The 19140-nt window shown below is 53.8% G+C and carries 16 protein-coding genes; 7 read left to right on the forward strand and 9 right to left on the reverse strand.

Features of this window, described 5'->3' with window-relative positions; translation table 11 throughout:
* Positions 1 to 159: 159 nt before the first annotated feature.
* Together EPN93_13540 and EPN93_13545 are read right to left on the reverse strand one after the other, a co-directional pair.
* Entirely contained in the window at positions 160 to 1257 is a 1098-nt protein-coding gene (locus EPN93_13540; protein TAL33636.1) for a hypothetical protein, read from the reverse strand.
* Between the two features lie 218 nt (positions 1258 to 1475).
* Entirely contained in the window at positions 1476 to 4355 is a 2880-nt protein-coding gene (locus EPN93_13545) for a hypothetical protein (protein ID TAL33637.1), read from the reverse strand.
* Positions 4356 to 4569: 214 nt separating this feature from the next.
* Here EPN93_13545 and EPN93_13550 point away from each other — a divergent pair, with 214 nt between their 5' ends.
* Positions 4570 to 5322 (forward strand): prolipoprotein diacylglyceryl transferase, encoded by a 753-nt coding sequence (locus EPN93_13550; protein TAL33638.1) that lies wholly within the window; start codon positions 4570 to 4572, stop codon positions 5320 to 5322.
* 201 nt (positions 5323 to 5523) lie between these two features.
* On the opposite strand, the gene EPN93_13555 is transcribed toward EPN93_13550, so the two are convergent.
* From EPN93_13555 to EPN93_13565, 3 genes are all read right to left on the reverse strand, one after another.
* The gene (locus EPN93_13555) at positions 5524 to 6060 is read right to left on the reverse strand and encodes a cation-binding protein (protein ID TAL33639.1); all 537 of its coding nucleotides are present in this window, start codon (positions 6058 to 6060) and stop codon (positions 5524 to 5526) included.
* Positions 6061 to 6280: 220 nt separating this feature from the next.
* Complete coding sequence (locus EPN93_13560; protein ID TAL33640.1) at positions 6281 to 6481, reverse strand: hypothetical protein; 201 nt, start codon at positions 6479 to 6481, stop codon at positions 6281 to 6283.
* Positions 6460 to 6951, reverse strand: a complete 492-nt coding sequence (locus EPN93_13565) for a GNAT family N-acetyltransferase (protein ID TAL33641.1) — start codon at positions 6949 to 6951, stop codon at positions 6460 to 6462. Before EPN93_13565 ends, EPN93_13560 begins: the two co-directional genes overlap by 22 nt.
* A 348-nt stretch (positions 6952 to 7299) precedes the next feature.
* On the opposite strand from EPN93_13565, the gene EPN93_13570 reads away from it, so the two are divergent.
* From EPN93_13570 to EPN93_13595, 6 genes are all read left to right on the forward strand, one after another.
* Positions 7300 to 7899: a Crp/Fnr family transcriptional regulator gene (locus EPN93_13570; protein ID TAL33642.1), complete on the forward strand. Its 600-nt coding sequence runs from the start codon at positions 7300 to 7302 to the stop codon at positions 7897 to 7899.
* A 127-nt stretch (positions 7900 to 8026) separates the two neighbouring features.
* Entirely contained in the window at positions 8027 to 9013 is a 987-nt protein-coding gene (locus tag EPN93_13575) for an NAD-dependent epimerase/dehydratase family protein (protein ID TAL33643.1), read from the forward strand.
* The gene (locus EPN93_13580; GenBank protein ID TAL33644.1) at positions 9014 to 10783 is read left to right on the forward strand and encodes a thiamine pyrophosphate-binding protein; all 1770 of its coding nucleotides are present in this window, start codon (positions 9014 to 9016) and stop codon (positions 10781 to 10783) included.
* Positions 10708 to 11901 (forward strand): alpha/beta hydrolase, encoded by a 1194-nt coding sequence (locus EPN93_13585; protein ID TAL33645.1) that lies wholly within the window; start codon positions 10708 to 10710, stop codon positions 11899 to 11901. The genes EPN93_13580 and EPN93_13585 overlap by 76 nt, the downstream gene beginning before the upstream one ends.
* Before the next feature lie 141 nt (positions 11902 to 12042).
* Positions 12043 to 13596, forward strand: coding sequence for a hypothetical protein (locus tag EPN93_13590; protein TAL33646.1), 1554 nt, complete (start codon positions 12043 to 12045; stop codon positions 13594 to 13596).
* 52 nt (positions 13597 to 13648) lie between these two features.
* Positions 13649 to 14938, forward strand: coding sequence for an MFS transporter (locus EPN93_13595; GenBank protein TAL33647.1), 1290 nt, complete (start codon positions 13649 to 13651; stop codon positions 14936 to 14938).
* A 129-nt stretch (positions 14939 to 15067) separates the two neighbouring features.
* On the opposite strand, the gene EPN93_13600 is transcribed toward EPN93_13595, so the two are convergent.
* The 4 genes from EPN93_13600 to EPN93_13615 form a co-directional block, all read right to left on the reverse strand.
* Complete coding sequence (locus EPN93_13600; protein TAL33648.1) at positions 15068 to 15394, reverse strand: hypothetical protein; 327 nt, start codon at positions 15392 to 15394, stop codon at positions 15068 to 15070.
* A 197-nt stretch (positions 15395 to 15591) separates the two neighbouring features.
* Positions 15592 to 16926: an MFS transporter gene (locus EPN93_13605; GenBank protein ID TAL33649.1), complete on the reverse strand. Its 1335-nt coding sequence runs from the start codon at positions 16924 to 16926 to the stop codon at positions 15592 to 15594.
* Positions 16926 to 17909: a dihydrodipicolinate synthase family protein gene (locus tag EPN93_13610; GenBank protein ID TAL33650.1), complete on the reverse strand. Its 984-nt coding sequence runs from the start codon at positions 17907 to 17909 to the stop codon at positions 16926 to 16928. Before EPN93_13610 ends, EPN93_13605 begins: the two co-directional genes overlap by 1 nt.
* Before the next feature lie 68 nt (positions 17910 to 17977).
* The gene (locus EPN93_13615) at positions 17978 to 19138 is read right to left on the reverse strand and encodes an altronate dehydratase (GenBank protein ID TAL33651.1); all 1161 of its coding nucleotides are present in this window, start codon (positions 19136 to 19138) and stop codon (positions 17978 to 17980) included.
* Positions 19139 to 19140: the final 2 nt, after the last annotated feature.

Below are 19140 nucleotides of genomic sequence, written 5' to 3' on the forward strand. Positions count from 1 at the left end.
CTTGCCATCTCAGGGATAATATATAACGGCGATAAAAAGTCAACGAATTACCGGAATCTTCGCTTTGACAGCCTGTAGTATAAATGATTACCGGGAAAATAAGAAACCCACAAGAGCATCACGGCTCAGTATGATTCGAGACTGGGGTGAGACGCTGTTTTACCATCCTCTCGCATGAGCGTTATCCGATAAAATTTCAAAAGCCTGCTTTTCTGTACCATCGTAGTTGAAGAAACCAAGTGTTTGGATGTACTCGATGAAACCTGAATTACCCACAAGGCCATACTGTGTCGCAGTTGCGATTGCTGATGAATTGTCGACATCGTTCAATCTGAGGAAGCTGACCGCTTTTATAGATGCGTTATGAGTATCCCATGCGTCGAATATATTCTGAACAAACTGCGCCTGCTTGCTTTCAGAGCTGTTGCAGAATGTGCCGCCGGTTTGATAACCCGCTTCCTGCATATAGATCGGCTTGCCGGTCGCAGAGTAATTGCCGACGAAAGTGGAAATATCAGACGAAACGACTGCTGAGTCTTTTACCGTAAAATCATTATTCAGCGGATAATAGGTTACTCCCAGAATATCGACAGTCCCTGCGAGGGCGGTAAAGACAGCCGTGTCGGCGTTCATCCCGTATAGCGTTCCGGTGAAGCCGGTCTTCAGTGAAGAATATGGTTTTGCGGCAATCAATAATTTGACGTTGTATAAAAATGCTGCGTAATCGCTCCATGAAAAATACGAGTCGCCTGCAACATTGTACCCGTCAATTTCATTGCCGATCTGAATGGATGTCAGTAAAGCATAATCGATACTCTCCGTGATGAACAGCTTTTCGAGCAGATCGATAAATCTGTTTGCCATTGTAATGTCATTAAAGCGAGTTGTCATCAGATCTGAAGGAAGATGTTTCCCGGTGGTATCAACTGTCCAGATGGTAAGACTGAGTTTCAAACCGTTTGCGCTGCATACAACAGCCATGTTTTTGATGTTTTGAACCCATGTTGCATCATATGTAGCTCCCGTTGCGTTTATATCGCTCCAGAGAACAGGAAAGGTGATAAACTGCACTCCGGCGGCTTTTACTTTTGTTATTCCCGCGTTAAAATCAATGGAGGGTGTTGTGTTTAAAACGTCCATTCCCAGCAGCCTGTCGCCCTTTGGTATGCGACTGGATGTGGAATTTTCATCATTGCAGGATGTGAATAATAAAACCGATAAAACCAGGATCAGCAGGTGGTTGAATTTGTGGCGCATGTTTTTCCTTTTGAAAATGATGTCTTTGTGCCGAGTGTTTCATTATAATCTATCTACCGTGATTTATACTTAGCACGCAATTTTATTTTCACAATATTTATACCACGAACCCCAGGCCGTACTTTGGCACCCCGCCCCTATCTCTTCAATCGCCTTTAATCCTTTGTCCCCTCATCTCCCATGAACGGCGCCCTCGGAAAATGCCCGGTCCCGCGAAGCTATCGTACGATCACCGGGAAGTCCGGCACCGTCTGCGGCTTCGTGGTGGTGGGGGTCTGTTTTCCGCCGGTGAGCTCCTTAACCCGTTCCGAGATATACAGGTCGAGCATGTTCACGGTGATGCGCCCGGAGCGCTGGTAATCGGCGCCGCCGTTCATCCCCTCGATGAGCGCCTTCGTGAACGCGCCGTTGGCCCAGTCGGGCGACTCGAGCGAGTACTGGCTCCCGGTGGACGACGCGAAGACTATCACCCCGTTCTCGCTGGAGGCGAGCTCGTTCACCACGCCGGTAATATCGGTCACCCCGCGCCTCGAACCCATCACGTTACCCGAGTGGCACGTGTCCACGAAAAAGAGCGCCTTCCCCGCGAGCGAGGCTACCGTGTTCTTGATGTCGGTGAAGGGCACCGCGGTGCGTTTGAGCTTTTCGCGGTTCGCGTTCACGGGGAGAAAATAGTAGATCCCCGTGGAATCGTTCACGCCGTGCCCGGCGAAGAAGATCATCGCCACGTCCTTGCTCGTGGTCTCCTTGCTGATCCAGTCGAGCCCATCCAGGACCTCGTCCTTCGTGGCGCCCGCGTCAATGAGAACCTTCACTGTGACCTCGCGATAGAGGCTCCCCTGCTGGCTTTTCAGGAAGCCGGCGAAGTCGCCCGCGTCCTTGCTCGCGAAATTGAGCTTGAGCTCCGGGTCCTCATACATGCTCACGCCCACCGCGAGGATATAGAGCTTGGGCTTGATCACGAATTCCTGCGGATTGGGCTTCGTGAAGGTCACCTTGATGGTGGACGGCACGCTGAACCCGTTGGAGTTTTTCGCGAGGGCCGATATCTCGTTCTCCCCCTCCTCGACGCTCACCATCACCGTCTTGCGCTCGCCCGCCTTCGCCTTCGGCTTCAGGGTGATGCCGCGCTGGTCGCTCTTGGACGGGCGGCCGTTCACGAGCACCTTGATCTCCGTGACAGGATCGTTCTCGGGGGTCTTGACCAGGAGCGTGAGCTCCACGGTGTCCTGCGCCGTCTGGTAGCCGCTTTCCGGAGAAATGATCGTGACGACGGGCGGGAGCGATTCCACGATCGAGCGGTCGTCGCCCTTGAGGCCCTTGTCCTTGTTGGCCTGCGCGAGGGCCTGGTCAACGCTCGCGGTCTTCAACACGAGCTGGATCACGTCGGGACGGTAGAAGCGTTGCGCGAAACGGCTCACCGGGTAAAAGTCCGCGGCCGCGGCGATCCCGTTGTTGATGTGCCAGCCTATGAGGTCCTGACCACCGGGCGAGCAATCGTAATAGCCGGAGGGCGTCCAGATCACCCAGGTGCGATTCTCGGCGTGGACGAACAGGGAGAGGAGCTCCTGCCCGTTCGCGGTGCTGAACCACCGCACCGTGCCGTCGCCGAACAGGATGGCGACCGTACGCGCGTCGTCGGCGATATTCACGGCCCAGGCGACGCCGGGTGCGGTCACCTTCCAAAGCTGGCTCCCCGAGCGGTCCATGCAGTAGATGCTCCAGTCGGCGCCAATGATGAAAAAGTCGCCGCTGTCGGCGATGTCAAGGCTGCGCGAAAGCTCGTAATCCTCGAGGAAGCTTATCTGCGCCCCGTTCAGCTTCACCTTCTGCGAGTTCGCCCAGTCGGTGACCGTGGTTCCCCCCGCCGACTGTTTGGGCGAGCCGAAGGTGGCGCCCTTCTCGACGACCTCGCGCTGTTCGATGGAAAAGGTGAGCGGCTTCTTGCCGAACGGCGTAAACCCGGTCACGGTCCCATTCGCGTTCAGCTTGAAATGGCTCTGGTCCTTCGCGCGGAAATCGTTGGTCGCGCCCTTCACGAAGTATTTCATCGTGCCCGCGCGGTCCATACGGCCTACGTCCGGGAAGGCGCTCCCGAATATGAGCGAATCGTCCGGCAGGGTCTTGATGTCCATGATGTTGTTGAGGCCGCCGTTGAACTCCTGGTAGCCTCCCCTGCCGCCGTCGCTCCACCTTCTGATGACGCGCCACCAGGTGTTGTCGCGGTAGAGGCTGTATCCGCCCACCCCGTACAGGTAGCTCCCGTCCAGCGACCAGCACACCTTGTCGAACTTGTAGAACTGTTCGCTGCCGGTCACGTCCGGCTCGTAGAGCACCTCGAGGGAATAGCCGTCCAGCACCTGCACCGTCCAGGTGTCGTCGTAGCCCACCGCGATCTTCGCGCCGTCCGGTGAGAACGCAAGGTTGAAGGGCCTGCGGCCCCCCGTGGTCGCCATCTCTTTCACGAGCTTGAAGCCCGCGCCGTACAGGCGGATATTCCCGTCGTACGACACGCTCGCGAACCGGCCCGTGCGGTCGAACGCGACGCTGTAGGTATTGTCGCCGTAGCCCTTGAGCGCGTGCACGAGCTTCCAGGTCGAGGTGTCGAATATGCGCACCCCGTTCGCCCGCCCCAGGCTCGCCGCGAGGTACTTCCCGTCCGGGGAGAACTCGATGTCGTTGATCACGTTCTCGAGCCCGGGGATGCGTCCCGTCATCTCGCCCGTCTGCGCGTTGAACAGGTAGATCGTATTGTTGCCGTACCAGTCGTATCCGGTCCATCCCCCGGTCGCGATGGTTTTCCCGTCGCGCGAGATGGCGCAGCTGAAAAGCTTGCCCTCGTTCGCCGCGTCTATCGGGGGGCGCAGGGTGCGCAACGCCTCACCGGTGCGCGCGTCCCAGAGGATGGCGATCTTGTCGTCCGCGCAGGAGACCATGTATTTCCCCTGGGCGTCCACGTCCATGCGCTTGAGGGCGCCCGTGTGCATGCCGGTGTTGAGGCGGAGAATGGGATCCTTCGTGGGCTCACCGGCCCGGAGCGGCGGCGCGCACAGGAGCGCGAGGGCGGCGATCAATGCGACGGCAAACAGTTTTTTCATGGCGGCCTCCAGGGGTGAACCGGAACGCGCGGCGGCGATTTTCCTTCCGCGGAATTTAAAGGTATGATACGGATCGTGAATCGGAATTTCAAGAGAATTTTAAAGGCGCGGTCCGGAACGCCGCAAATATTGCTCTTGACAAGTCCGCGCGCCGCGGTACAGATATTCTTTTTATCGAACGAACGACGCACGACAACCGTGACCAGAGGCAACCATGTTTCCTATTCTCTTCCAGTATAAGCTCATTTCGATAGGCGGTTACGGCGTGATGCTGGGGACCGGCTTCTACCTGGCCTTCCTGCTCTTCGAGCGGGAGCTCAAGCAGAGGTCCATGGACCCCGAGATCGCCTACAAGATACTCCTGGCCGCGATACCCGGCGGTATCGTCGGCTCAAAGCTATTCCACGTCCTTGAACACCTGGACGAATTCCTGATGAACCCATGGGACATGCTCATATCCGGCGCGGGGCTTTCGGCGTACGGCGGCTTCCTGCTGTCGTTCCTGCTCGCCTTCGTCATCGTCAAGCGGAGCAAGGAGAGCTTCTTCAAGGTGGCCGATACTGCGGTCCCCTCGATGGCGCTCGGTTACTGCTTCGGGCGCTTTGGCTGCCACGTCGCGGGCGACGGCTGCTACGGCATTTTCACCGAGGGCTTCTGGGGGACAGCGTACCCGAACGGCATCGTCCCCTCGACCATGCCCGTCTTCCCCACCCCGCTCTTCGAGGTATTCTTTTCCTTTATAGTGCTCGGTGCGATGCTCCAGCTCAGGAAGCGCGAATGGCCGGATGGAAGGCTCTTCTTCCTGTACCTTTTATTGAACGGGCTTCCCCGCTTCCTCGTGGAATTCATCCGGCTCAATCCCAAGCTCATGCTGGGCCTCACGCAGGCGCAGGTGATTGGCGTGGTCTTCATGATCGTGAGCGCGGCGGGAATGTATATCGTCGGGAAGAGAGCGGTACGGGCGTAAGTTTCCGCGCCTTGTTCGCACGGCCGGTCAGGGTTCGGGGGCCGATACGCAACAGCATCTATCAGGGGAACGGGTGATCGTTCCCTTGCCTGTTATATCGGCACCCGAATGCCCCGGCCCTTCCCGTACGCCTGCTTCAATTTCGGGATGAGAGCCCGTCATCGCTGCATCGCCCTCATCACACGCGCCGATCTCTCCGGGTTATCTCGTTTTCAGGGACTCGTAAAGCCTTTCATATTTTTCGTGGATCATTTTCCGGTCGAACTCCCAGAAGCTGTTCAGCATGGCATCCAGTTCCTGATTCGAAAAATATTTCTCGGTGTCGGGGAAGAAGACCTTATCTTCCTTGAGGATATGGCGCGGGTAAAAGGTTATAAGGAAAGACAGCTTCTCGATGATCACGTCGATGCCGGCCACGTCCCCCTTGACGTACCGTGCGTTCGCCTCGACAAGTCCGCTCACGGCCTTCCTCGCCTGCGCGTGCTCGTCGATCAGCTCCCGCATGATGCGCGCATCGTCATCGTTCAGCTTCCTGGGCTCAAGCTCCCTGAAAAGTATGTCCTCCTCCTTCCCGTGATGGGTGCGGTCCGCGTAGGTCTTAATAAAATCGACGATTGTATCGATGAACACGGAATTCACCTTTCTCTCCCGCTTGATGACCTCCAGTTCCCCGCCGGTCAGTACCAGCATCTTTTCTATAAGCCTGTGCTCGATCATCAACGGACCCCGTGGTTTCATGCATTCCTCCTTTCAGTTTCAATCGCGCCGCGCGTCGGACCGTGGCCGGTTGATAAAAATGTAATGAAGCCGAATGGATAAATCAACTATATCGGTCATGGGGGCTCTTTGATGTCGTACGCACCTGAGCGGCCCGGGGCCGGTTCCTTCGCGCGTCCCGGACAGGTAAGGAAATTAATTTACCGGACCCATCGGCCTTCCGGCGTATCGGCGGATAAAATCACAGCAATTCGGGGGCCAAGAGCACAATCTTGCCGGCCACGGAACCGCTTTCCAGTATCCGGTTCGCCTCCGCCGCCTCGAGGAGCGGCATCCTTTTCGCGATTATCGGCTTGATCTTCTTCTGTGCAAGCAATCCGAACAGCGCCGCGATGTCCTCCTGCACCGGCTGCGGCGTATTCACAATACCTTTTCGTAGCAGTTAAATATTCCCTTTCTGAACCGCACCGTGCCGGCCAGGGAGTAGTTCAATCCCTCGTACAGTTTCAACGCGGCCGGGTTGTTCACGAACGCGTCCAGTTTTATCGAGAGATAACCGGCATTTCTCGCGTGCTCCTCGGCATGGTTCATCAATCGCTTCGCGATGCCCCTGCCCTGGCAGTCCGGCCTGACGGAAAGCCGATGGATCACCAGGGATTTTCCTTCCGCACAGTTCCAGCGCACACTCTTATACTCTGGGGAGTATTCTTCGCTCAGGACTATGTATCCGCGCAGTGCGTCATTCCCATGATACCCGTAGGCCTGCCCGCTGCGGAGGTCGTCCCTGAGTATTTCGCGGGTCGGGTAAATTTCATCCCATTGGAATATACCTTCGTCGTCCATTTTTCGGGTGACGCTTCTGATAAGCGCGAAGGCTTCATCCAGTGAGAGTTCGTTGAGTTTCGTAATCATCGTTCCAGCCGCCTTGCGACGTGAAGCGCTGCGCACGCCCTCCGGGAAATGCCTGCGGGGCCTTTATCGAAAACCCGCCGGGATGGCCGCCGCGGGCGTGCACGGACACGGGCCTGAGACACGGGTATCATCTAGTGCCGCCGGTGTCCAATGGTTTTCTAATCATACGGCATTCCCACGGCATGGAAATTCATACGAATTCTACGGGAATTTCGCGCAAATCGGCTTGTGATTTTCATCGAGAAAATATACCGTATATCGAGTCGAGTTTCCCGAACGATTTCCCGCGGGGATTCGTCCGATCTCAATTCCGGCTTCCCCGGGGGCTATCGAAGGTGCGGTATTTTAATGGATGAATTGATCCTTAAAGAAATGCGTGACGAATTGTCGCGTTATTGCGCCGTTCCGGAAAGCGAATGGCAGAAAGTCGCACGCATGATTAAACCCCTTCGGATCAGGAAAAACGAGCATTTCATCAATATCGGCGAGGTCGCGGATAAGCTTGGATTCATCAAATCCGGAATATTCCGGGTGTACTATGTCACGGATGATGGAGACGAAAAAATCCTCGTATTCCGGAATGAAAATCATTTTCTCACCGCGTTCAGCGCCTTTCTCAACGGAACTCCTTCCTGGTACGCGATCCAGGCCCTCGAAGACAGTGTGCTGCTTTGTTTCACCCTGAAGGAGTACACGCGGATCATGGCCAACGACTCCTGCTGGAACACCCTGACGAGGAAATACGTGGAAAACCTCTTCATCGAAAAGGAGCAGAGGGAACGCGGGTTTCTCTCCGAGAACGCCATGACCCGCTACATAACCTTCCAGCAGAGCTATCCCGGCATAGAGGGCAGGATACCTCAATACTATATCGCCTCCTACCTGGGGATCACGCCGGTGGCCCTGAGCAGAATACGGAAAAAAATGGGAAAAAAATCCACTCCATAAACCCAGGTTAATGCGCCCTTCCCCATCCTACACTACATTACCCCCGGCCTGATCAAGACGCGGCGCATCGATCGTTTCCGCCCGCCCTGTTCATGCCCGCAAACCACGCACGCGGGGGAATATCGATATGAGAATTGCGTTTGTTACAGGTTCCACGGGTTTTCTGGGATTGAATCTTATCGGCGAACTCAAAACGGGCGATTGGGAGATTTACGCACTCCACCTTCCGGGCGAGGATTTACGCTGCCTGAATAAATTAAACGTCATTCCCGTTGCGGGAAATATCCTCGATCCCGGATCGCTCGTGCGCGCAATTCCCGAAAAAGCCGACGCGGTGTTCCATGTGGCCGGCGATACGAGCATGTGGGAAAGGCACAGGGACAGACAGTACGCGATCAACGTGATCGGCACAAGAAATGTGGTGAATGCCTCGATCGCAAAACACGCGGGGCGATTCATTCACACCTCGTCGATTTCCGCGTACGGGTACCATCCCGGAACGGTGGTATCGGAACATACCGCCTCCAACGCCTTGTCGTGCAAGATGAATTATAATATCACCAAATACCTCGCCGAACAGGAGGTGCGCAAGGGGATGGACGCGGGGCTTTCCGCGGTAATCATGAATCCCTGCAATATTATCGGCCCCTATGACCGATCGAACTGGTCACAGATCATCAAGTCCGTGTTACACGACGCGCTTCCCGGCATTCCCCCCGGAAAGGCCACGTTCGCGCATGTGAAGGATATCGCGCGCGCACACATCGCCGCCGTCGATAAGGGCCGACCGGGGGAAAATTATATCCTCGGGGGGATCTGCGCGGATTTCAAAGAGGTAATCAATGAGATCCAGAGACTCCTGGGAAAACCGGCCGGCGGAAACACGGTGTCCCGGGGAATTCTGAGGCTTGCCATGTATTCGTCAATGCTGCGATCGCTGATCGGCCGGGGAGAGCCGTCCATCACCCCGGCGAAGTACAAACGGCTCGTGGGCGCGCTGCTCTGCGATGACCGCAAGGCGGGAAGGGAACTGGGCTTCGCGACCCGGCCGCTGGACCGAATGCTCGCCGACAGCTACGAATGGCTGAAACAAGAGAATCTGCTGGAATCATAAATGCGCAATGGAATCCGGGCGATCGCCCATGTCCCGATTCAACACTACCACTACGATCGGAGGAAACCGATGAACGCTGAAACCCAGGCAACGAAGGGATGGAACCTCATCACCGAGGCATTTCTCAATAGGGGAGTCGAATATTTATTTTCGGTACCGGGAGAGAGCATAACGCCGGTCCAACGAGCCGTCGAAGATACGCCGATAAAAATAATCACCGCCCGTCACGAACAGGCGGCCGCGTTCATGGCGGAGGCGTACGGGAGAATGACGAAGAAGCCGGGCATCATCCTCGTGACATTCGGGCCGGGCTTCACCAATACGATATCGTCGATCGTGAACGCGCGTCTCTCCAACTCGCCCGTTATATTGATCGCCGGTGCGCACGGAAACAAGTCGCCGGAAAAGCTCGGCCTGCAGGATATGCGGCAGGAACCCATCATCGAATCCATTGTCAAGAAATCCCTGGTCTGCAGGAAGGCCGAGCGCATTCCGGAATATATCGATATGGCCTTTCGATACGCCACCCATGGCCGTCCGGGACCGGTGTTCCTCGAGCTCCCCATCGACGTGCTGGACGCAACGGTGAACCTACAGAACGTCTCCCGTCCGTTAACCAGGGTATCCTCCAGGCCGATTGATACCGGGGAGGCGCGTGCCATGATCGACTTGATCAGGAATTCGGCGAAGCCCGTCATATTCGCGGGCAGCGGCGTGTATTTTTCGGACGCCGGCAGGGAGCTTACCGCATTTGTCGAAAACACGGGCATACCGGTGTTCACCGTCAAGTTTGCGCGCGGCTCGGTCCCCGACACGCATCCCCTCTGCTTCGAATCCTCCATCCTGGTCAGGCCTGGATCTTCGGGAATGGCGATTTCCGAATCCGATTGCGTCATTCTCCTGGGCAACCGCTTGTGCATGTACAACGTGTGCGGCGCCTTTTTCAGAAGCGACGCGAAAATTATCCAGGTCGACATCGAACCGGAGGAGATCGGAAGGAACAGGTCGATCGATCTCGCGATCTGCAGCGATATTAGGGAACTTCTCGTGGCGTGCAATAAAACTATCAATGCGGAAAATTACGGCGAATCCCTCAGGAAGCGGTTCTCCGGATGGGTGAACGGATTGAAGGACAATGAAAAAGCATCCAAAGAGATGGGCCGGCTTAATTCCGACAGCGACACCGTTCCCATCAACCCCGGCAGGCTTGCGCGTGAGATCGACGATTTCATGGACAGGAAGGATGATATGGTCGTGGCCGACGGCGGGGATTCACAATCATGGATACTTACCACGCGTACCTGCCGCGCGGAATGGAACGTGATGGATTCGGGCCTCTACGGCTGCCTGGGGGTCGGCATACCCTATGCGGTTTCGGCGAAACTGGTGAACCCTGACCGAAGGGTGCTGCTGTTCATCGGGGACGGCAGCATGGGTTTCAATTTCATGGAGGTGGAAACTTCGATCCGGAATAATCTGCCCATAGTGATCGTGGTGAACAACAACAATCTCTGGGGAATGACCGCGAACAGCATGCACTCAAGATATAAGCATTACATACCCGGCACCGTAGAGATAGGATTCGTGCCCTACCATGACGCCGTGGCGGCCCTGGGGGGAAAGGGAATCCTTGTCGAGAACCCCGGGGACATCGCCCCCGCGCTTGAAGAAGCCTTCGCCTCGGGAAAGACCACATGCATCAACGTGGTTACCGACCCGCGAATAATCGGGCCGGGATCCATCGCGCTGGCGATGCTGGGGGAGGAGTAATTGCATTCGTCACAGGATACGCCTGCCCGGTGTGTATGTTTCATGCATGGGTACCAAGCATGAAACCGTCCATGTCTGGTACGTCCATCACAATTATCGTGTTATGCGTTTTCGTCCTTGCGGCCGGGACGCTGATCCGCAGTTGGATGAAAACACCTTACGGTGATCTCGATCTCCGCGCGGCGCTTCTGCTTAAATTTATAAAGGTCGCGGGAATTGAATTATTCAAAGAAGGCGAAACTCCGGGGGAAAGCAGGAAGACCAGGAATGAATCAAGCCTGCTCAGGGGCCGCGGCATCCGCCTGGAGGCGGTGAGGAATATTGAAATACCCGGACCCGGGGGTATCATACCCCTCCGGATATATATTCCACGAACCGGACCTACTCTGCCGGTAATCGTATATTATCATGGGGGTGGTTGGTTTACGGGAACCCTGGATACGCACGATGCCATCTGCCGGTCACTCGCGCGGAAGACCGGCGCCGTTCTGGTGGCGGTGGATTTTCGACTGGCCCCGGAACACGTCTTTCCCGCGGCCGTAGAAGATGCCTATGCAGCCCTTGTCTGGGTCGAACAAAACTGTCGAACCTTTCAGGGGGATGGGACCCGCATCGTTGTCGCGGGTGACAGTTCGGGTGGAAACCTTGCCGCGGCGATAAGCATCCTGGCGCGCGATGCAGGCGGTCCGCCCATACGATGCCAGGCGCTCATTTACCCAGTAACCGATATTTCCCGCATGGAGACTCCTTCTTACCGGCATTACACGCGCGGATATTATCTCACGAAGCGGTATATGGAACTATTTCGTTCCATGTACGTTCCCGATCGTGCGCAATGGAAGGATCCCCGCGTTTCTCCGCTTCTGGCCGGGGACCTGCGAAACCTTCCGCCGGCAATTATCATAACCGCCGAATTCGATATACTTCGCGATGACGGCGAGGCGTACGCGGCAAGGCTCGCCGAATCCAATGTCCCGGTAGTGCACCGTCGTTATGAAGGACTCATCCACGGGTTTATGGGAATGGACCGGATATTTCCCCAGTCGCATGAAGCCATTTCGTATATCGGTGATGAGTTAAAAAAGTATCTAACTGGTATTGAGGGGAACATTGAATAATATAAGTCTCATGGAATCATGCATCACCATTGTATCGGATCCAAAAATAATGGGGGCCGGGATCGATGTCCATTTTCGGAGAACATGTCGTAGAAGAATAAGGGAAGCAAATAGTATAATCAACAAATCCGGGGCAATACCATGTTCAATAAAATAAAGGTCAGGATACTTAATAAGTATGAAAACGTGTCCGGTATTTTGTACCGCAAAGCGTCTATACTTTTAATGGCGAATTTCGTTATTATTGTGTCCGTCCTTATTTTGCCCCCGTTGGTATATTCCCTGCGGGGGATACTGCTCTGGGTATTGCTGATTTCGCTCATGGCAATAGCGGGAATGGTCTTAAGCATCATACTGATCAGAATCGGTTACTATTATATCGCTGCAAATGTAACCTCGTTGACATCTCTCATAGTGTCCTGTTGCGGCGTCATTTATCAGCAATACCAAATGGACCCAGTCAAGATCGGTTATTCTTCCATGATGTATATCATTCCTATCAGCGTCGTTTACACTTCCCTGTTTTGCACCCGCCGGTGGACTACGCTTATCATGGTCGTCTCTCTCATGCTGGATTTTTCATATTTCCGATACCTGCGCGTTACTGGCGCAATCGATCACTTGACACTCAGCGCAGGGTTCATCGACAGTATATTTGCCATACTGCTGGCCTATGGCATCTCCATGCTTATCGATAAAATGAATAAAGACGCGATGGGTGACATCAAACGCGAACTCGAAAAAAATACCAGGCAATACACGCAAATAAAAAAGCTCCATGAATCAATCACGGATACGTCTGTCATCCTTGCAAAAACATCGGAGGAATTGTCGGCGATGGCGATGAATTTCTCTAGCACTGCGATGTCCCAATTCGCTTCGGCCGAAGAGATCAGCTCGTCGGTTGAACAGATGAAATCGAACATGAACGTAGTAGCCGTGGACTCCGGCAGCCAGTATTTGAGTCTCGAAGCCTTGATTGAGCGAATAAATACTTTATCATCTTCCATCCTCACGATGAAGACCATCATTGAAAAAGCATCTAATGCCTCCGATGAAACCTCTCAGCAAACTAAATCGGGAGAAAGCATATTGGATGAGATGAATAAAACTATGGCCGTCATCATCGAAAGCTCACGGCAGATGATCATGATCGTCGATGTAATCAATGAAATAGCGGACAAGATCAGCCTTCTCTCGCTCAATGCCACCATAGAGGCCGCCAGGGCGAAAGAGTCGGGCAGGGGATTCGCCGTCGTGGCGAACGAAATTTCAAAACTGTCGACAATAACCAGCAACAGCCTGAGGGAAATTACCAGTCTCATTCAAAAAACCGAGAGTGAGGTCACCGTCGGCATGAATAACGTAAAGACGATTGTTGAAGTAATGCGAATCACGATTACGAATGTAAACAGCATCAACGAATGGATGTCCCGCATAAACGAAGAGATGGCGATACAGGTCTCCATGAACCACGAGGTGAACGACCAAGCGACAAACGTACGCAAAATATCTGCCGAGATTCGACTATCGGCAAACGAACAAGAACAGGGGCTGGCCGAGGTCGCGCAAAACGTTACGAGCATGACCAGCCTGAATCAATCGTTCTCAGAAAGCGCCATGCGACTGGCGGGAGCGACCGAGGAGATCGCGACGATCGCGGAAAAACTAAAAACACAACTCACCGCATGCTAAACGGCCATCTCAATAATGTATAAAATATATCTTGCCGCACCAAGGAGAGGACATGAACGAAAAGAATCATTCCGGTGAATTCCCCATAAGCAGGCTCTCCGCATGGTACATCCTTATAGTGTGCAGCCTGCTCTACATGATTAACTATATGGACCGGCAGGTCCTCTCCATAACCACTGAGTATATCCGCGGCGACCTGGGACTCACCGATTCACATATCGGGATTATTCAGACGGTTTTCTTCATGAGCATGGCTCTCTTTTCCTTTCCCGTCGCCTTCGTAGTGGACCGGTGGAGCCGGAAGAAAACCATAAGCATCATGGCCGTACTCTGGAGCATTTTTACGCTGATTACCGGCATGGGGAAAAGCTTTGCGGGTATTCTTATCCCCCGCGCGCTCACCGGCACCGGGGAAGCGGGCTTCACCTCGGGCGGGACCCCGCTCATCGCCGCGGCCTTCCCCAGGGAAAAGCGGAGCATGGCAATGGGAATCTTCAACCTGGCGATACCTCTTGGTTCCGCGCTGGGAATACTGCTGGGCGGCGTCATGGCCCAACGGTACGGATGGAGGACGCCCTTTTACGTCTTTGCGGTCCCCGGTGTCATCCTGGGCCTGCTGGCGCTTCGCATGAAGGATTACAAAACCGTTCATCATCACGACGACACCGGCCGGCGAATCGGTTTTTTACAGACCGTAGTCCTTCTGTTTCGCATCCGGACGTTGAAGTGGTTATACCTGGGTTACGCCATGCAGAACTTGATGGCCTTTTCGTTTCTTACCTGGGGGCCGGCATTTTACATGCGCTCCCACGGCGCCGACGCCCGGCAGACCGGAACGGCCATCAGCATCATTGGCGTGATGGCCATATTCGGTTCGATCGCCGGGGGGATAATAGCCGATATGTGGCAGAGGCGGAACGCACGGGGGCGAATGCTCACGGCCGCATACGGACTGTGCAGTGCGACGGTGCTGTTCGTCCTCATGATTTATTTCGATATCAGCGGCATCGGATTCGCCATCGGCATCGGATTCGGCATCTTCCTGGTGATTCCTATTCCGGCAATTAGCGCGGTCACCCAGGACGTGTCGCCGCCCGCGCTGAAAGGCGTATCATGGGGAATGAACGCGTTCTGCTGCTACGTGCTTGGAGGGGGATGGGCTCCCCTGTTCATCGGTTTCATCTCAGACGCCATCGGTGGCGGCGCGCAAGGGCTTAAATCCGGGCTCCTTATAACCGCCATCGGCGGTCTGGCCGGTTCCATGTTCTACTGGCTGAGCTCGCGATCTTACCCGAATGATATGGAAAAGATCAGGGGCCTGACGCTGGAAGCAGGTGATTGAAACTTGAATGAGTGACACGGTTGGCGGAGTACGAGGTACTATACAACAGGAAGAGGATATCAAATGAAAAGCGAGGAAGTAAATGTTTTTATCGCGTGATGATCGCGGATACTCGTGCAATGAATACTATCATACTTGTACGGATAATAATATGATTCCGATAATAACCGCCACAGATCCAAGCAGATTGTAAATATTGATTCTTTCATGAAAAACGAAATACGAGAAGACCATAATGAGGGCTATACATGCCCCCGAAAAAACAGGATATGCGAAGCTCAGTCTGATATTCTTCAAGGCTTTCGTAAACAGGAATATATTTACGCCTCCAAGAATCATGCCCAGCGCGAAGAGCGCTATCCATAGCAGGTCATTTTGCCTGTTTGCAATGCTTTTATATATGAAATATGAGGCGACATTAAACAGTACGGATAAACTCAATAATAGGTAACTCATCGCGCAATCCACCCCCGGCGGCGTATAGCGTCGCCCTGTCCGTTCTTATATTTCGAATAATGCAAGGTCCTGATCGCAGCGTCAAGTTAATGTTCCCTTTGAGTTTACCACACTAACCGCGTATCTACGCCCCTGGTGAAACGTTGCGGGCAGCACCAGGAATAATCCACGATAGCGATAGCGATTCCGCTATCGAATCACTCGCTCACGATAACCATTTCCTTAACCCTGGCAGAATCCGATGGGAAGGATTTCGCGCCAACCCAGAAACACACGCCCGCCAGTATTCCACCGGCCGCCGTAATCACCAGGGCAATCCTGAGACCCGCCAGGCCGCTGCCCAACGAATCGGAGATAAGTCCAATCGCGATAGGTGCCCATCCTCCGCCGAGCACGTATTGAAGAAGCACATTCATCCCCCAGGACAGGCTTTTTAAATCAGGGGGCACCACCTCCTGCGTTGCGGCGGAGAGGGCGGGTATGCTCATCATCGCGATTATTCCGAACATGACCGCAGAAATATAACCGATTCCCTTCACATTAAGGGCGTAGGAAGTCATCAGCAATAGTGATGCCGCCGAGGAGCAGATCGCGGGCATGAGCAACCTCGCTTTTTGGTTTTTTAATTGCCATTTATCGGATAATACGCCGCCCAGCAATGCCCCGATTATCGCCATCATTCCGACAATTCCCATGAGCATTCCCGCTTTGTCCTCCCTGCAGCCGTAACAACGCATTATGTAAGAAGGCCCCCATACAAAAAATGAAAATGTCATTATCTGCATCATCGCGTAGCCGATATACAGCCACCGCAGCGACCGAATCTTGAAAAGCGCCCGCGCCGATTGCATCAGGTTCTTTTTACCGCCGGGGATATCGGAATTGGAATATGTCCTGTAATCTTTCATAAAGAATGAGGCGATTCCCAGGATAATTCCCGGGATCGCGAATATGATAAACGGCGTTCTCCAACTGCCGGATTGTACGGAAATATAGCCTCCCAGGACGACACCCAGTGCGCTTCCTGTGGGAATCGCCATATTGAAAATTCCCATCACCTTGCCATGGTATTTTTTGTTGTACGCGGCGGTTATCATCGCGGTCCCGCCGGAAGCAAAACCCGCCTCGCCGACTCCCACGAACATTCGGGGCATAAGGACGCCGAGATAGGTTTTTCCGATACCGGTCAGGCAGGTGAAAAGGCTCCATCCTACCGCCATAATCCCTATCGATTTCTTTCTGCTCCATCGATCGACGACAAACGCGGTGGGAAGGGCAAAGAAGGCGATACTCATGAGGAAGACGGTTTGAATGGTTCCCACCTGCGTGTCGCTGAACCCGAGGTCGTTTTTCATAGCCTCCTGCACCACTGAAAGCACCTGGCGATCCATGTAGTTGACTACATAGAGCAATGCGAAAATAATCAGGATAAAATGCGAATGAATATCTCCCGCTGCGAAATCCCTTCCGCCTGTCTCACGAGTGTTTCTGGGCATTTTTATTTTCTCCTTCTGCAAGATGACGTCCGGCATTAGATCGATACTTCGCTTTTCAAATCCGATAAAAATATTCTGATTTTCTCGCTGTCCTGAACGGATATTTGAGGCAGCGGACTCCTGACCCTGGAACGCACCGGATGACCTTGTTGATGCAGGATTTCTTTTACGACCGCATGGCGTGAAACATTTCTTGATCTCATCAAGGACGGGAAACGGGATAATACTTTAAGGCCGGTTTTTTGGATTGCCGCCGGAAGGCCAAACGTATTCAGCACCGGAATCATGCGCTGGATGAGTTCCTGACGATGATTGGCCAGTTCGCGCTCGCCTGAAATCCAGGCTTCATAACAGTTAACGACAACCTCAGGGGAAAAAGCGGGGATCTGGCAGATGGCGCCCTGCGCCCCCAGTTGAAGGGACTTGAGAAGGAAAAAACTATTGCCCGTAAGCAGCGAATACGTGCGGTTTTGCGTGAGCTCGCAAAATGCCCTGGTATCGGACATGTTCATGGAACTCTCTTTCATGCCAGCAAGCTCCTTTATGGACAATAGTTCGCTCATCTCTTTTCTCGAAAAAAACAATCCGGTCATTTGGGGATAATGGTAGTAAAGAACGGGCTTTTTTGATTTCCCGCATACCCTGAGCATCAACTCTTTCATCTCCGGAAACGCCACCGGATAATAGGTGGGTTGAATTACCAGGAAACCGTCGATATCCAGGACACCTGCCTCTTCGACAAAGGCCAGGGTCTCCCGCGCGCTGTTAAATCCAACGCCCACAAGAAGCGGAATCCTTCCGTGAATTGCCTTTACCGCGGTCTTCACTATCTGTAATTTTTCCCTGGCGGTGAAATACGGAAATTCCCCCCCGCTACCCAGCACTAAAACGCCGTGACAGCGGGAAGCGATATAATAGTTCAATAAATGATGCATGCCGCCGGGATCCAGGGTTTCATCGTCCATCAGGGGAGTCGGTGCCACCGGGAAAACGCCTTTCAAATATTCGTGTAATGCCATTTTCGTCTCCTGTCAGTAATTTCAAATGATAAACTTGAAAATGCTTCTTGAGATCAATGCCGCAGGGATCAGAAGGAAGTATGCTGTGTATACATGCATATAATCCCGGTTTGACGATTGATCTCCGCCCTGGTTTGCTGTCCGGAGATGACCCTCTTTAATATTTCCACTATCTCATGACCTACGTCTTCAATGCTTCTTCCTTCAAGAATGGAACCAGCATTGATATCCATATCGTCCGCCATATTTCGATACAGGGCGCTGTTGCTCGCGATCTTGATTACAGGAACAATCGGGTACCCGATCGGTTGTCCGCGTCCCGTGGTAAACAGCATAACCTGCGCGCCGGAAGCCGCCACCCCCGTCATGGATTCCGTATCATACCCGGGACCGTCCATGATTATCACTCCTTTCTCGCGGGGACGTTCTCCGTAGCTCACCACTTGTGCAATGGGCCTGTTTCCCGCTTTCGCTATGCACCCGAGCGATTTCTCCCTGATGGAGCTCATGCCGCCGTCCATATTGCCCGGCGCGATCGAAACCTTCGCGAGAGGACCCAGCACCGCCCATGCGACCTTATCGGTATCATTAATAATCGTATCGATTTGCTGCGCAACCTCGGGGGTTGCCGCCCTTTTCTTTAAAATGTGATTCGTTCCGATCATTTCGGTCGTTTCTGTAAGGATCACCGTACCCCCGTTATCAACGACCCAGTCGGAGGCGATTCCGACTGCTGGATTCGCGCTGATCCCGGAGAATGAGTCCGAACCGCCGCATTCAAGACCGACAATTAATTTATCGAGCGGACAGGCTGCCATGGGAATTTTTCCAACCTCCGCCAGCAGCTCCTTTGCCAGCTGAATACCCTTTTCGGTCGTGTTCCTGGTACCCCCCTCTTTTTGAATGATTAACGTTTTTACCGGTTTATTAGCCATTGCCGCGACCATTTCCAATCCTACAGGATTTATAAATTCACATCCCAGTCCTATCACCAGGAACGCGGCTACATTGGGGTTCAGCGCCAGATTCTGGAGTGTTTTCGTATGAAGAACGAGGTCCGCTCCGCCGCGTCCGCATCCGTGACCATGGTACAGGGGAGTTGCCTCGGGAACGGCTCCTGCAATCGCGGCAACGACTCCGTTCGCGCAGGACACTGTCGGAATAATTGCGACGTAATTCCTGGTGCCGACCGTACCGTCCTTTCTTTCGTATCCAAGAAATGATTCCATAA

The organism is Spirochaetota bacterium, assembly GCA_004297825.1.
Classification (GTDB): Bacteria; Spirochaetota; UBA4802; order UBA4802; family UBA5368; genus FW300-bin19.